This is a genomic window from Achromobacter sp. JD417 (assembly GCF_041879325.1).
Classification (GTDB): Bacteria; Pseudomonadota; Gammaproteobacteria; order Burkholderiales; family Burkholderiaceae_B; genus Achromobacter; species Achromobacter mucicolens.
On record NZ_CP087159.1, the window covers coordinates 260,677 to 274,263 of the forward strand.

A 13,587-nucleotide genomic window follows, 5' to 3' on the forward strand; every position below is an offset into this window, starting at 1 on the left:
CGCCCTTTCCACTGCCGGGAGCCATCCATGGAATCCTTCTCCGATCTTGGGGCCATCCTGCTGATGCAGGGCTTTAATGGTTTATCGGTCTTCAGCGTGCTGTTGCTGATGGCCCTGGGCCTGGCGATCATCTTTGGCCAGATGGGCGTCATCAACATGGCCCATGGCGAGTTCCTGGCGGTGGGCGCCTATTGCACCTATCTCTGTTCCGAACTGGTCCAGCAGTACGCGCCAGGCCTGATGCCGGCCTACTTCTTTGTCGCCATTCTGCTGGCCTTTGCGGTGACCTTCAGCCTGGGCTGGCTGACGGAGTGGCTGATGATCCGTCATCTGTACCGCCGGCCGCTGGACACGCTGCTGGCGACCTGGGGCTTGTCGCTGGTGCTGCAGCAGACCCTGCGTTCGCTGTTCGGTCCGCGTGAAGTCAGCCCCACGCTGCCCGATTGGCTGATGGGCTCTTGGCAGCCGCTGGACGGGGTGGACATCCCGATCAATGGCCTGTTCGTCATGTCGATCAGCATCGTGCTGACCGGCGCACTGCTTCTCGCGTTGTTCCGATCGACCTGGGGCCTGCACGTGCGCGCCACGGTGCAGAACCGCGCCATGAGCGGCGCGGTGGGCATCGATACGAAGCGCGTGGACCGCGTGACGTTCTCGCTGGGTTGCGGGATTGCCGGGATTGCCGGCGCCGCGTTCACGACCATCGGTTCCACCGGCCCGACCAGCGGCTCGCTCTACATCGTCGATACGTTCCTGACGGTGGTGTTTGGCGGCGCGGCCAGCTTGTTCGGCACCATCGCGTCGGCCTTCGTCATCGCGCAGACGCAATCGATCTCGGAGTTCTTCATGACCGGTTCGATGGCCAAAGTGCTGACGCTGTCGGCCATCGTGATCATTCTGATGCTGCGCCCGCAAGGCCTGTTCAGCATCAAGGTACGCAGGTAGGGGGCGCATCATGCAGAAATTCTTTCATAACGTGATCGGCGGGCGCGAAGGGCTGGCAGGGCTGGCCATTCTGGCGTTGCTGCTGTTCGTGGTGTTTCCGTTGGCCCTGGACGTCTTCCGGCTCAATCTGATCGGCAAGTACCTGTCTTATGCCTTTGTCGCGCTGGGCCTGGTGCTGTGCTGGGGCTATGGCGGCATCCTGAGCCTGGGCCAGGGGGTGTTCTTCGGGCTGGGCGGGTATTGCATGGCGATGTTTCTGAAGCTGGAAGCCTCGACACCGGAGGCCACCAAGATCCAGTCCACGCCCGGTATCCCGGACTTCATGGACTGGAACCAGCTGACGTCGCTGCCCTGGTTCTGGGTGCCCTTCAAGAGCTTCTGGTTCACCGTGATGGCAGTGCCGGTGCTGCCCTGCCTGCTGGCGTTGATTCTGGGCGCCGCCATGTTCAAGCGCCGCGTGGGCGACACCTATTTCGCCATCGTGACGCAGGCCGTGGCGCTGATCCTGTCGGTGCTCATCATCGGCCAGCAAGGCTGGACGGGCGGTGTCAATGGCATCACCGATCTGAAGACATTGCTGGGCTGGGATATCCGCACGGACAGCGCCCGGCTGGTGCTGTACTTCATCAACGGCGTGCTGCTGTTCGCGTGCATCCTGTTCGGGCGATACCTGCTGTCGTCCAAACTGGGCAAGCTGCTGATGGCCATGCGTGACAAAGAGGAACGCGTGCGCTTCTCGGGCTATGACGTCGCCAGCTTCAAGGTCTTCGTGTTCTGCGTGGCCGCCGTGTTCTCGGCGATCGGCGGGGCCATGTTCACCTTGCAGGTCGGCTTCATGTCGCCTTCCTTCGTGGGGATCGTGCCTTCCATTGAAATGGTCATCTTTGCCGCGGTCGGCGGCCGGCTGTCGTTGTTGGGCGCGGTCTACGGCACGCTGCTGGTCAACTTCGGCAAGAGCTATTTCTCCGAGAGTTTCCCGCAGCTCTGGCTGTTCCTGATGGGCGGGCTGTTCATTGCGGTCGTGATGGCGTTTCCCAACGGACTGGCCGGTCTGTATCACCAATACACCCAGAAGCGCCTGGCGCGTAAAGCATCGCGCCAGCAGGCGGATGGCGCCGCGGAGGCAGCATGAACCCGTCAGAATTCGCGTTGTATATCGAAGGCCTGACCGTGTCGTTCAACGGCTTTGTCGCGGTCAACGACCTGAACCTGTATGTCGACCAAGGAGAGCTGCGCGTGGTCATCGGCCCCAATGGCGCCGGCAAGACCACGCTGCTGGACCTGATCTGCGGCCGCACCAAGGCGACCGCCGGCTCCATCCGATTCAAGGATACCGAGCTGACCGGTCTGGCGGAGTACGAAATCGTGCGCGCCGGCGTGGGCCGCAAATTCCAGACGCCCTCCATCTATGAAACCCTGTCCGTCCGGGAAAACCTGGAAGTCTCGTTTCCGGCCGGGCGCAGCGTGCTGGGCGCGCTGACCTTCAGGCGCAGCGCGGCCGTGATCGAGCGCGTGGAACAGGTGGCCGAAGAGATATTTCTTGCCGACCAGCTCGACCGCTCGGCGGAGCTGCTGTCGCACGGCCAGAAGCAATGGCTGGAGATCGGCATGCTGCTGATGCAGGAGCCCGAGCTGATGATGCTGGACGAACCCGTTGCCGGCATGAGCGTGTCCGAGCGCGAACGCACCGCGGAACTGCTCAATCGAATCAGCCGGAATCGATCGCTCATCGTGATCGAGCATGACATGGAGTTCGTCAAGAACATCGCGCACAAGGTCACGGTGCTGCACCAGGGCCGTGTGCTGGCCGAGGGCAGCATGGACAAGGTGCAGTCCGATCCGCGCGTGGTTGAAGTCTATCTCGGCCACTAAGGCCAGGAGGCAATATGTTCAATATCGCTGGCCTGGTGTCGGGCTATGGGCAAAGCAAAGTCATCCACGGTGTCGACCTGGCCGTGGCCCCTGGTGAAATCGTCGCCGTGATGGGGCGAAACGGCATGGGCAAGACCACGCTATTCAAGACCATGATGGGGATGCTGCCCACCATGCAGGGCTCGATCTCGCTCGATGGCAAGGCGCTCGAACGCCTGGAAAGCCATCAGCGCGTGCGCAGCGGCGTGGCCTACGTGCCGCAAGGCCGCATGATCTTCCCGACGCTCACTGTCGAGGAAAACATCCGTACCGGCATGCGCGGGCGGGCACTGCGCAACTCCATTCCGGAGGACATCTACGCGCTGTTTCCGGTGTTGCACGACATGCGCGGTCGGCGGGGCGGCGATCTGTCAGGCGGGCAGCAACAGCAGCTTGCCATCGCCCGCGCCCTGGTCACCAACCCCCGCGTGCTGCTGCTGGACGAGCCCACCGAGGGCATACAGCCGTCCATCATCAAGGACATCGCCCGCAGCCTGCTGGAAATCCGCAAATTGCGCAGCCTGGCCATTGTGGTGTCCGAACAAGTCTTGAGTTTCACCATGCAGATCGCCGACCGGCTCATCGTGATCGACAAGGGCCGCTTCGTGCACGAAGACCCGCGCGGGCGCGTGGACGAAAAGACGATCAGCAAATACCTGTCTGTCTGAAGCCGTTGTCCATCCAAAAGGAGCATGACATGCCTGAAACCCTGATCAAGGTCGACCTGGCCCAATCCCCCTACGAAAACGAAGGCGTGCACAATCGCTGGCATCCCGATATCCCCATGGCGACGTGGGTTCGGCCGGGCGACGATTTCGTGCTCGAAACCCACGACTGGACCGGCGGCGCGATCAAGAACGATGACGATGCCTCCGATGTGCGCGACGTGGACCTGTCCACGGTGCACTTTCTGTCTGGCCCGGTCGGCGTCGAAGGCGCCGAGCCCGGTGACTTGCTGGTGGTGGACTTGCTGGATATCGGCGCCAAAGAGGAAAGCCTGTGGGGCTTCAATGGCTTTTTCAGCAAGAACAATGGCGGGGGCTTCCTGACCGAGCACTTCCCGTCGGCGCAAAAGTCGATCTGGGATTTTGAAGGCATGTTCACGACCTCGCGCCATATCCCCGGCGTGCGTTTCGCTGGCCTCATCCATCCGGGCCTGATCGGCTGCCTGCCGGATCAGGCGCTGCTGGACAAGTGGAATGAGCGCGAACAGAAGCTGATAGACAGCGATCCCGATCGCGTGCCGCCGCTGGCCAATCCTCCTGCGCCCAAGACGGCGCACATGGGCAAGCTCAAGGGCGCCGAGCGGGATCGTGCCGCCGCCACAGGCGCGCGCACCGTGCCGCCGCGCGAGCACGGCGGCAATTGCGATATCAAGGACCTGTCGCGCGGATCCCGGGTGTTCTTTCCGGTCTACGTCAAAGGTGGCGGCCTGTCGGTGGGCGATCTGCACTTCTCGCAGGGCGATGGCGAGATCACCTTCTGCGGCGCCATCGAAATGGCGGGTTGGGTGCACATGCGGGTGTCGCTTATCAAGGGCGGCATGGCCAAGTACGGCATTCGCAACCCCATCTTCAAACCCAGCCCCATCACGCCCAACTACAAGGACTACCTGATCTTCGAAGGCATTTCGGTCGACGAAGGCGGCAAGCAGCACTATCTGGACGTGCACATCGCCTATCGCCAGGCCTGCCTGAACGCCATTGAATATCTGAAGAAGTTTGGCTACTCGGGCGCGCAGGCGTATTCGATACTGGGCACGGCGCCGGTGCAGGGCCACATCAGCGGCGTGGTGGACATTCCCAATGCGTGCGCGACGTTGTGGCTGCCGACCGAGATCTTCGATATCGACCTCCAGCCCAATGCGCTGGGCGACGTGCCGCAGATCAAGCGCGGCATGGACATGCCCATCGCCGAAGACCTTTAAGGAGTCCGCATGCCGCTCTATGACTATCGTTGCCAGGACTGCGGCGAGTTCTCGGTTCTGAGGCCGTTATCGCAATGGCGTGACCTTGCGTCCTGCCCCGATTGCGGCGTCTCCTGCGAGCGCTTCGTCAGCGGCGCACCCGCGGTCTCGGCGCTGTCCTCGGCAATGAACCGCGCCCGCGCCGCCAACGAACGCGCCGCCCATGAACCCCGCAGCACGCGGGGCGGCCACGGCATGGGGTGCGGTTGTTGCTCCGGCGCGAAAGCCGCGGGCCGGACGCGCCAGACCGCCGACGGCGGCAAGACCTTCGCTGGCGCCCGGCCTTGGATGATCAGTCACTGAAAGACGGACGGCAAGGCGAGCCGGGGCTGGCCTTGCCACGCCCCGCTCCTCACAGCGTCGACATCTGCCCCGGCAACCACAGCGCCAGTTGCGGCACGGCCAGCAGCAGCACGATCATCAGCAACAGCATGGCAAGAAACGGCAGCACGCCCACCACCACGTCCATGAACTTGCCCTGGCCGCGCACGCTGTGCACCACGAACAGATTCATGCCGAAGGGGGGCGTGAGCTGGCCCATTTCGCACAGCACGATCAGCATCACGCCGAACCACACCGGGTCGTAGCCCAGCGCCATGACGATGGGCACGGTGAGCGGCGCGGTGGTGACCAGCATGGCGAGCGTATCCATGAAGCAGCCGAGCAGCAGGTAGAAGAGGATGATGGCCAGCATCATGCCCAGCGGCGGCAGGTCCAGGCTGGTCACGGCATTGACCAGCAAGGTGGTTAGGCCGATGGAGGACAGCACGAAGTTCAGGAAGAACGCGGCCAGCGTGATCAGGATGATCATGCCGGTGGTGCGCAGCGTGGCCTCGAAGGCGCGGCCCAGCATCTCCCATGTCAGCACGCGCTTGTAGGCGCACAACAGGGTGGCGGCGACCACGCCGAGTGCGGCTGATTCGCTGGCGGTGGCGATGCCGCCATAGATCACGCCGATGACGAGCGCGAAGATGGCGAGCGGCGGGACCAGATGCGGCAGCGCCGCGATGCGTTCAGCCCAGCTTACCGTCGGGCGCTTGCCGGCCAGGCTTGGCCGCCACAGGCACAGGCCGACGATCAGTGCGATGAAAAGCGTGGTGAGCAGAATGCTGGGCAAGGTGGCGGCCAGGTAGAGCTTGGGCACCGACACGTTGGCGATCAGCGCGTACACGATCATGTTGATCGACGGCGGGATCAGGATGCCGAGCGTGCCGCCCGCGGCAATCGAGCCCAGGAACAGCGGCGCGTTGTAGCCCGACTTGCGCTGCTCGGGCAGGGCCAGCGTGGCGATGGTGGCGGCGGTGGCCACGCTTGAGCCGCTGGTGGCCGAGAACATGGCGGAGGCGCCGATGTTGGCGTTCATCAGCCCGCCCGGCAGCCACGACACCCACTTGGACACGGCGCCGTACATGCGCCCTGCCACGCCCGAATGCACCAGCAGCTCGCCCATCAGGACGTAGAGCGGAATGGCGACCAGCAGGAATTCGGCGCTGGTGCCCCAAGCCAGTTCACCGATGGCGTTGGTCAGTTTCAGCGGCGAATAGACGCCGGCCAGGCTCATGCCCAGAAGGCCTACCGTTGCGGCGGCGGTAACGCTCAGCGCCAAGAGGCCGAGCAGCATGGAAATCGTCATTATCAACATGGCTCACTCCTGGGGTTGCGTGCGCGCCGGCACGGGCGCGTCGGCGGTTTCTTCTTCGATGCCCTCTTCCACCGAGTGGATGCCGATCAGCGCATTGACCGCCTGCCAGCGGCCGCGCATCACGCGGCCCAGCGCGCAGGCGCCCAGCACCACGATGGTGAAGAGAAAGAAGGCATAGCCGGCAAACCAGAGCGACTGCGGGATCCATTGCGGCACCTGCAGCGGCGTGTTGGACACCGACTGGAAGGCGATGGAGTCGGCCAGCACGAACCACGCGTGCCAGGTCAGCGTGCCCACGAACACGCCCAGGCATGCGAGCGCGAACAGGTCCAGCACGACGCGCGTCTTGGCGGGGAGGTGGGTGTAGACCACGTCGACCCGGATGTGCGAGCGGCGCAGCAAGGTGATGGGAAAGGCCCAGGCGCTCGCCACGGCCAGGGTGTATCCGGCCAGCTCGTCGGCGCCGCCGAGCGAGACGCCGGCCAATTTGCGCGCGGCGAGGTCGGCCACGATGAGCCAGGACACGAGCAGCAGCCCCAGACCGCCTATCCAGGCGCCGATGCGGGCCACGCGATCAAGCAGGCGTAGCGAACCATGCGTTTCTGTCGTCATGAGAGTTCCTTGATGTTCAGCGCAGTGTGACGCCCAGCGCCTGGCCGACGGAGGCGCTCCAGTTGGCGGCGCATTCGTCGCCGCAACGCTTGGCCCAGCGGCTTGCCATGTCGGTGGCCACGTCGCGCAGGGTGGCGCGCTCGGCCTCGGTGGGCGCGGTGGCCTGCATGTCGGCCTGGCTGTGGATGCGGCATTCGCCCTGTCCGGTGTTGCAGGCCAGCGCGTAGTCGCCCTCGCGGCCAGTCTCGTCCCACAGACGCGCTTCCAGCACCTGCGCCTCCTTGAGCATGAACTGCTGCACGGCGGGATCGAGCTTCTGCCAGCGGCGTTCGGCAATGGCGTAAAAGCCGATGGACCAGTCGATCGGCAGCAGGTAGAGGTTCTTGGCCACGTCGTACCACTTGGCCGCATTGCCCGAGCCGATGCCGGTCACCGCGCAATCGACCACGCCGGTCTGCAGGGCGGGAATCACCTCGGCAAACGCAATGGTCACCGGCGAGGCGCCCAGCGCGCGCACGTATTCGGCCATGTTGCTGCCGCGCGTGCGCACCTTGCGGCCCTTCAGGTCGGCCAGGCTATTGACCGGCGTGCGGCAGAAGAACACCTGGGCCGTGTACGGCACGGTGGCCAGCAGCCGCACGCCGTGGCGCTTGAGCATGCGCTGCTCCAGCACCGGCCGGTAGGCGGCGACCATCTTGCGCGCGGTGGCAAAGTCGGTGGCCATGCCCGGCAGGTCCACGCCTTCGAAGGTCGGGTCGTCGCCGCTCACGAAGGCGAACACGCCCATGCCCACGTCCAGCGCGCCGGCGCGCATCAGGCGCACGATCTCGGGTCCTTTCAGGCCGCTCTCGGACAGGCCGATCAGCTCGGCCGTGACCCGGCCGGAGGAGGCCTCGGGCAGGGTCTTTTCCCAGAACGGCTTTTCGACCGCGCCGAAGGTGTAGTTGTGGCTGCCGCCGCCGACCACCGCGAAGTGGGTTTCGGGCAACGCGGCGGTCTGCGCGCTTGCGGGTCCGGCAACTGCGAGCGCGGTCACGGCAGACGCCAGTAGCGCCGCCAGGATGCTTCGTTTCATGTTTCCCCCCTGTTGTGTATGGGCACGCGCGTCGCGCGCGCCCCGCCGCGGCATCGGGTTATGCCGCGGTCGTTGGCGTGCACGGGTTGGCGCGCACGCGATGCCAATCGGAATGACGCTGGAAGACTTCGGCCAGGTACAACGCCAGCCGGTCTTCGCCGCCCGGGCAAAGAATCTGCAGGCCGGTGGGCAGGCCCGCGTCGTCGCGGCCGTTGGGCACCGAGACGCCGCACATCTGCAGCAGGTTGCCGATACGCGTGTATTGCACCGGCGCGTTGCCGTGATCCACCTCGTCAAGCGGCAACGCGGTCGTGAGCGTGGTGGGCGTGAGCAGTCCGGCCACGCCCTCTAGCCGCGCTTGCATTGCGGCCTGAAGGCGGTCGCGTTCGCGCAGCGCGGCCAGGTAGCGCACCGCAGAAACTTCCAGCCCCACCAGCATGCGCGGACGCACCGAGTCGTCGACGGGCAGGTCCAGGTCGGTCATCTCGCGCTCGAACGAGGCCACGCCTTCCGTCATCATGATGTCGCCGGTCACGGCCTTGAATTCGGCCAGCGTGGCGGGCGGCGTGATCTCGACGATCTGCGCGCCCAGGCTGTGAAAGAGTGCGATGGACGCTTCATAGGCTTGGCGCACCGCCGGCGTCACGTCGGCCAGGAACGCGTCGGGCAGACGGCCCAGCGTCGCGCCGGCGATGCCGAAGCGGAAGGCGTCGAGCGGCTCGCGCCACTCGCTGGGAGTGGCGGGCGCCAGCACGTCGAACAACAGGCGCGCGTCGGCCGCGCTGTGCGCGAACACGCCGACGCTGTCCAGGGTCTGGCTAAGCGTGACCACGCCCTGCGACGAGATGCGGCCAACGGTCGGCTTCAGGCCGGTGATGCCGCAGTAGCTGGCGGGCACGCGCACCGACCCGCCGGTATCGGTGCCGATGGCCGCCGGCGCCAGACGCCCGGCCACCGCGACCGCCGATCCGCTGCTCGATCCGCCGGGGATGCGGTGCACGCGGTCATCCCAAGGATTGCGCGGCGTGCCCATGTGCTGGTTCGGGCCCCAGGCGCCCATGGCGAACTGCACCATGTGGGTCTTGCCCAGGATGATGGCGCCGGCGCGCTGCAACTGCTGCACCAGCTGGGCCGTGCTTGCGGCGATGGCGTTGGCGTGGATGGGCGAGCCGATCGTGGTGGGCCGGCCGGCGATGTCGATCAGGTCTTTCAACGCGATCGGCACGCCGTGCAGCGGGCCCAGCCAGATGCCCTGGTCCAGCTGCAGGTCGGCGGCGCGCGCGGCCGCCAGGGCCTCGTCGGCGTACACGGCGACATAGGCATGCAGCCAGCCGTCCAGCGCCGCGATGCGGGCCAGGTAGTCGCTTACCAGCGTTTCGGCGCGAAGCTCGCGGCGGCGCAGGCGCGGCGCGAGGTCGGTGATGGTGAGGTCGATGCTCATGCGTGTGCTCCTTGGCCCGCCGCGATGGCGCGTTCGATCAGCGCGCGCGAGCCCACGATGTCGGCGAATTTCTCGCCGGCGCGCAGGCGCGCCAGCGTGGTCTGTTCCTGCGTCTGGAAGTCGATGGCCTGCTGTGCGGCAACGCGCACGGCGCGGCGGTCCAGCACCAGCACACCGTTCTCGTCGGCCAGCACGGCCGCGCCGGGCTGCACCGCGATGCCGCCGCAGTGGATCGTGCCGCAGAACTCGCCCTCGATGCCCAGCAGGCGCGTGGTGATGGGCGACGGCCCCCGCGACCACACCGGCATGCCGTGCTGGCGCAGTTCGCCCAGGTCGGTCACCAGGCCGTCGACGATGATGCCCGCCACGCCGGCCTCTTTGGCGGCGTAGGCCATCGCGCCGCCGAAGGCCGCCGTCACCGCTTCGCCGGCGCGGTCGATCACCAGCACGTCGCCGGGCCGCACGCAGCCCATCGCGTGATGCAGGATGCCGCCGTCGTTGCCGGGCATGCGCACCGTCACGGCAGTCCCGGCAATGCGCACATCCGGCTGGTGCGCGCGGATGTCGCCGCGCATGAAACCGGTGGTCTGGAAATGGCCGATGGTGGCCGGCTCGGCCTTGAGCAACAGCGCCAGATCCTCGGGCGGCAAGGCCTCGGGCAAGGGATGAATCAGATACATCGCGTCGTCTTCACTACAATGAAAAAGGCTCTGAAAGCCGGTGAAAAAAAGGTATCACGCGGGCTTTCCGGGCCAATAATCAAAGTTTTGGCGCAGTTTGAAAAAGAGTTCTTATCATGCGGATAACCCTAAGCCAGCTTGAGGCCTTCTACTGGACCGCCAAGCTGGGCAGTATCCACGCGGCCGCGCGCCATCTGCACGTGACGCAGCCCGCCGTGTCGGCCCGCCTGCGCGAACTTGAAGGCGCGCTGGAGGTGCAGCTCTTTGACCGCTCGCGCCAGCGTGTGACCCTGACCGACGTGGGCCAGTCGGCGTTGCGACATGCCGAAAGCGCGTTGCACAGCACACGGCAGCTGGAACACTTTGGCAAGGATCGCAGCCTGGGCGGCAAACTGCGCCTGGGCGCGGACGAGTGCTCGGCCAACGTGGGCCTGACTGCGGTGATCGCGCAGCTCAAAGAGCACTATCCCACGCTGGCGTTGGAGATGACGGTGGACGTGGGTTCGGTGCTGAACAGCAAGCTCAACGCGGGTGAGCTGGACATGGCGCTACTGACCAACCCGGCCACGGGCGACACCATCACCGACGTGTTCATCGGCTGGATGACGTTTCACTGGGTCGCTTCGCCCACGCTGCACATCACGGCCGATCCCTTTCGCGCGGAACACGCGCGCGGCCATCACATCGCCACGCACTCGCCGCCCTCGACGCTGTACACCGTGGTCGAGAATTGGCTGGCCTCGGGCGGGGTGGACATGTCAGGCCCCAGCACCACCAACTCGCTGGCGCTGATCTCGCGCCTGATCGCGGCCGGCCACGCGATCGGCATTCTGCCCGTGCCGCTCCTGCAGGACATGCTGACCATGGGCGTGTTGCGCGCCTTGCCCGCCGATCCGCCGATCCCGCCGGCGCGCTTCTACATCTCGTATCTGACGGCCTCGCACGGCGCGCACATCGATTCCATCGTGGACATTACGCGCGACACGCTCACGCGCCTGAACTTCCTGGCGCCCATCGAAGCCGACCCCACGCCTGTCCGCAAGGCATAAGCATGACAAAGGGGCCGCTTGCGCGGCCCCGGACGGTTTAATGCCATCGCGTACGGCGCGGCGTCGGATTCAGTCGATCCGCGCGCCCGACACCCGTACGACCTCGCCCCACTTCTGGACTTCGGCATCCACCAGCGTCACGAACTGCTTGGGGTCGGTGAGCTGCGGAATCACCAGGCCGACCGCGCCCAGCTTCTCCTGGATGGCAGGCGACTGCATGGCGGTACGCGTGGCCTCGAACAGTTTCTGGAACACCGGCGCGGGCAGGCCGGCCGGGGCGGACAGGCCAAACCAATACTCGGAAGAAAAGCCCGGGTAGCCGCTCTCGGCCACGGTGGGCGTGTCGGGATAAGTGGGATTGCGTTGCGGGCTGCCAATGGCCAGCGCGCGCAGCTTGCCGGCGCGTACGTGCGGCAGCGCGGTGTCCTGATTGACGAACAGCACGTCGACGCGGCCCGCCAGCACATCGTTGATCGCGGCCGAGCCGCCGTTGTACGGCACGTGCATGATGTCCAGCTTGGCGCGCTGTTTGAGCATTTCCATGCCCAGATGACCGGTGGTCCCGTTGCCCGACGAAGCGTAGGAGTACTTGCCAGGCGCCTTGTGCACCAGATCGACGAACTCGGCCAGCGTCTTGGCCGGAAAACCCGGCGCGGTCACAAGCACGTCAGAGCCAAAGGCAAGGATCGCGATCTGGTCGAGCTGATCGAGCTTATAGGGCAGCTTGCTGTAGAGCCCCTGGTTGGTGGCGATGCCCACGCCCGACACCAGCAGCGTGTGGCCGTCGGGCCGCGCCTGCGTCACATAGGCAGTGCCGATGTTGCTGTTGGCGCCGCCCTTGTTCTCAACCACGATGGTGCTCTTGAGCGCCTTGCCCATCTCCGCGGCGAGCAGGCGGCCGATGAAGTCGGTGCCGCCGCCAGCCGGAAACGGCACGACCAGGCTGATGGGCTTGTCGCCCGGAAAGTCCGCGGCCTGTACCGGCGCGGCGGTCACGGCGAGGGCCACGCCGGCGATCAGCGCCGGCGCCATCGACTTTAGAAACGTGCGGCGAATGGACGAAGCCATCCCTGCCTTGCGGCATGCTTTTCCCACGGCTTGCATGGTGTGATTCCCCTTGGGTGTTATGAAACGGTCTCTCGACCGAAGGGAAAATTAGCACGCAGGGTTGGGCCGTCAGTAATCACAAATGCCCGCCGAATTGAGAGATTTTTGTTATTACGGGTAATCCCGGCGTGGCTCGCGGCTTGACAGGTTGGTTGTAGTGAGCAACATTATGGTTGTGCAGTACAACTTAACGGATGCGCCATGCAAATGCCCTCCAAATCAATCGACGAAATCCGGTCCGCATCGCGCACCATCGTGCGCGAACTGGGCTTCATGCGGCCGACGCTGGCGGGCACCGCCTACTCCGCCTCGGCCGTGCACGCGTTGCTGGAAATCGACGCCCAAGGCGGGGTGGCGGCGGCCCACCTGGTCACTGCGCTTGGCCTGGAGAAATCCAGCGTGAGCCGCATGCTTTCCAAACTGATCGCGGCCGGGGACATCGCCGAGTCGGCAAGCGCAGAGGATGCGCGTCTGAAGCAGCTGACGCTGACCGGCCAAGGCAAGGCGTTGGTCAAGAGAATCCATGCATACGGCCGCAATCAGGTCACCTCGGCAATGGCGCACTTGAATCCCTCGCAACAGCAGGCAGTCGCGCAAGGGTTGTCGGAATACGCCAGGGCGCTCAAGGCGAGCCGCGGCGCGCAATCCGCCGCGGCCCGCGATACGGTGCAGATCGTTCCCGGCTATCGGCCCGGTCTGGTGGGACGCGTGGCCGAGATGCATGCCGCCTTCTATTCGCGGCACTCGGGCTTTGGCCAATTCTTCGAAAGCCAGGTGGCCACGGGAATCGCCGAGTTCGCGGGGCGGCTCGGCGAGCCATGCAATGGGGTGTGGACGGCGATTCAGAACGACCGGATTGTCGGCTCCATCGCCATAGACGGTCAGGACTTGGGCAATCGCCAGGCGCACCTGCGCTGGTTCATCCTGGATGACGGATGCCGAGGCAGCGGAACCGGCCGAAAGCTGATCGAGGCGGCGCTGGACTTCTGTGACCGGTTCGGTTTCTCCGCGTGCCAGCTCTGGACCTTCAAGGGCCTGGACGCGGCGCGCAAGCTCTATGAGTCCGTGGGATTCAAGCTCGTGCATGAGGAAGATGGCCATCAGTGGGGCAGCATCGTCACCGAGCAGCAGTTCACCCGCGTCAAACCCACGGCCTGAT

The 13,587-nt window shown here is 65.4% G+C and carries 14 protein-coding genes; 8 read left to right on the plus strand and 6 right to left on the minus strand.

Translation table 11 applies throughout. The features are described from left to right. Window positions 1–27: 27 nt before the first annotated feature. From urtB to LN047_RS01250, 6 genes are read left to right on the plus strand one after another with little or no spacing between them, the layout of a single operon-like run. On the plus strand, window positions 28–945 hold the full coding sequence (gene urtB / locus LN047_RS01225) for an urea ABC transporter permease subunit UrtB (RefSeq protein WP_056320639.1): 918 nt from the start codon (window positions 28–30) through the stop codon (window positions 943–945). 10 nt (window positions 946–955) lie between these two features. Then, a complete protein-coding gene (gene urtC / locus LN047_RS01230; RefSeq protein ID WP_056320642.1) occupies window positions 956–2,077 on the plus strand; it encodes an urea ABC transporter permease subunit UrtC in 1,122 nt (373 codons plus the stop codon). Beyond that, window positions 2,074–2,817 carry an urea ABC transporter ATP-binding protein UrtD gene (gene urtD, locus LN047_RS01235; RefSeq protein WP_108696590.1) on the plus strand — a complete coding sequence of 248 codons (744 nt, stop codon included), beginning with the start codon at window positions 2,074–2,076 and terminating at the stop codon, window positions 2,815–2,817. The genes urtC and urtD overlap by 4 nt, the downstream gene beginning before the upstream one ends. A gap of 14 nt (window positions 2,818–2,831) precedes the next feature. Continuing rightward, window positions 2,832–3,524 (plus strand): urea ABC transporter ATP-binding subunit UrtE, encoded by a 693-nt coding sequence (gene urtE / locus LN047_RS01240; protein ID WP_373980962.1) that lies wholly within the window; start codon window positions 2,832–2,834, stop codon window positions 3,522–3,524. Window positions 3,525–3,553: 29 nt separating this feature from the next. After that, entirely contained in the window at window positions 3,554–4,783 is a 1,230-nt protein-coding gene (fmdA, locus tag LN047_RS01245; protein ID WP_373980963.1) for a formamidase, read from the plus strand. A 9-nt stretch (window positions 4,784–4,792) separates the two neighbouring features. After that, complete coding sequence (locus tag LN047_RS01250; RefSeq protein WP_226847733.1) at window positions 4,793–5,125, plus strand: zinc ribbon domain-containing protein; 333 nt, start codon at window positions 4,793–4,795, stop codon at window positions 5,123–5,125. A 49-nt stretch (window positions 5,126–5,174) separates the two neighbouring features. Here LN047_RS01250 and LN047_RS01255 read toward each other — a convergent pair whose 3' ends face one another. From LN047_RS01255 to LN047_RS01275, 5 genes are read right to left on the minus strand one after another with little or no spacing between them, the layout of a single operon-like run. After that, window positions 5,175–6,464, minus strand: a complete 1,290-nt coding sequence (locus tag LN047_RS01255) for a TRAP transporter large permease (protein WP_142051803.1) — start codon at window positions 6,462–6,464, stop codon at window positions 5,175–5,177. A gap of 3 nt (window positions 6,465–6,467) precedes the next feature. Beyond that, window positions 6,468–7,076, minus strand: a complete 609-nt coding sequence (locus tag LN047_RS01260) for a TRAP transporter small permease (protein WP_280017512.1) — start codon at window positions 7,074–7,076, stop codon at window positions 6,468–6,470. Window positions 7,077–7,092: 16 nt separating this feature from the next. After that, the gene (locus tag LN047_RS01265) at window positions 7,093–8,151 is read right to left on the minus strand and encodes a TRAP transporter substrate-binding protein (RefSeq protein ID WP_373980964.1); all 1,059 of its coding nucleotides are present in this window, start codon (window positions 8,149–8,151) and stop codon (window positions 7,093–7,095) included. A 58-nt stretch (window positions 8,152–8,209) separates the two neighbouring features. After that, window positions 8,210–9,592 (minus strand): amidase, encoded by a 1,383-nt coding sequence (locus LN047_RS01270; RefSeq protein WP_373980965.1) that lies wholly within the window; start codon window positions 9,590–9,592, stop codon window positions 8,210–8,212. Then, entirely contained in the window at window positions 9,589–10,272 is a 684-nt protein-coding gene (locus LN047_RS01275; protein ID WP_373980966.1) for an RraA family protein, read from the minus strand. The genes LN047_RS01270 and LN047_RS01275 overlap by 4 nt, the downstream gene beginning before the upstream one ends. Before the next feature lie 116 nt (window positions 10,273–10,388). On the opposite strand from LN047_RS01275, the gene LN047_RS01280 reads away from it, so the two are divergent. After that, window positions 10,389–11,321 (plus strand): LysR family transcriptional regulator, encoded by a 933-nt coding sequence (locus LN047_RS01280; protein WP_056320668.1) that lies wholly within the window; start codon window positions 10,389–10,391, stop codon window positions 11,319–11,321. A 69-nt stretch (window positions 11,322–11,390) separates the two neighbouring features. Here LN047_RS01280 and LN047_RS01285 read toward each other — a convergent pair whose 3' ends face one another. Continuing rightward, complete coding sequence (locus LN047_RS01285) at window positions 11,391–12,389, minus strand: Bug family tripartite tricarboxylate transporter substrate binding protein (RefSeq protein WP_373980967.1); 999 nt, start codon at window positions 12,387–12,389, stop codon at window positions 11,391–11,393. A gap of 240 nt (window positions 12,390–12,629) precedes the next feature. Between LN047_RS01285 and LN047_RS01290 the strand changes: the two genes are divergently transcribed. Further along, window positions 12,630–13,586 (plus strand): GNAT family N-acetyltransferase, encoded by a 957-nt coding sequence (locus tag LN047_RS01290; protein WP_373980968.1) that lies wholly within the window; start codon window positions 12,630–12,632, stop codon window positions 13,584–13,586. Window position 13,587: the final 1 nt, after the last annotated feature.

Coding starts and splice junctions, on each gene's coding strand:
- urtB (WP_056320639.1), top strand. CDS start 28: ATGGAATCCTTCTCCGATCTTGGGGCCATCCTGCTGATGCAGGGCTTT.
- urtC (WP_056320642.1), top strand. CDS start 956: ATGCAGAAATTCTTTCATAACGTGATCGGCGGGCGCGAAGGGCTGGCA.
- urtD (WP_108696590.1), top strand. CDS start 2,074: ATGAACCCGTCAGAATTCGCGTTGTATATCGAAGGCCTGACCGTGTCG.
- urtE (WP_373980962.1), top strand. CDS start 2,832: ATGTTCAATATCGCTGGCCTGGTGTCGGGCTATGGGCAAAGCAAAGTC.
- fmdA (WP_373980963.1), top strand. CDS start 3,554: ATGCCTGAAACCCTGATCAAGGTCGACCTGGCCCAATCCCCCTACGAA.
- LN047_RS01250 (WP_226847733.1), top strand. CDS start 4,793: ATGCCGCTCTATGACTATCGTTGCCAGGACTGCGGCGAGTTCTCGGTT.
- LN047_RS01255 (WP_142051803.1), bottom strand. CDS start 6,464: ATGTTGATAATGACGATTTCCATGCTGCTCGGCCTCTTGGCGCTGAGC.
- LN047_RS01260 (WP_280017512.1), bottom strand. CDS start 7,076: ATGACGACAGAAACGCATGGTTCGCTACGCCTGCTTGATCGCGTGGCC.
- LN047_RS01265 (WP_373980964.1), bottom strand. CDS start 8,151: ATGAAACGAAGCATCCTGGCGGCGCTACTGGCGTCTGCCGTGACCGCG.
- LN047_RS01270 (WP_373980965.1), bottom strand. CDS start 9,592: ATGAGCATCGACCTCACCATCACCGACCTCGCGCCGCGCCTGCGCCGC.
- LN047_RS01275 (WP_373980966.1), bottom strand. CDS start 10,272: ATGTATCTGATTCATCCCTTGCCCGAGGCCTTGCCGCCCGAGGATCTG.
- LN047_RS01280 (WP_056320668.1), top strand. CDS start 10,389: ATGCGGATAACCCTAAGCCAGCTTGAGGCCTTCTACTGGACCGCCAAG.
- LN047_RS01285 (WP_373980967.1), bottom strand. CDS start 12,389: ATGGCTTCGTCCATTCGCCGCACGTTTCTAAAGTCGATGGCGCCGGCG.
- LN047_RS01290 (WP_373980968.1), top strand. CDS start 12,630: ATGCAAATGCCCTCCAAATCAATCGACGAAATCCGGTCCGCATCGCGC.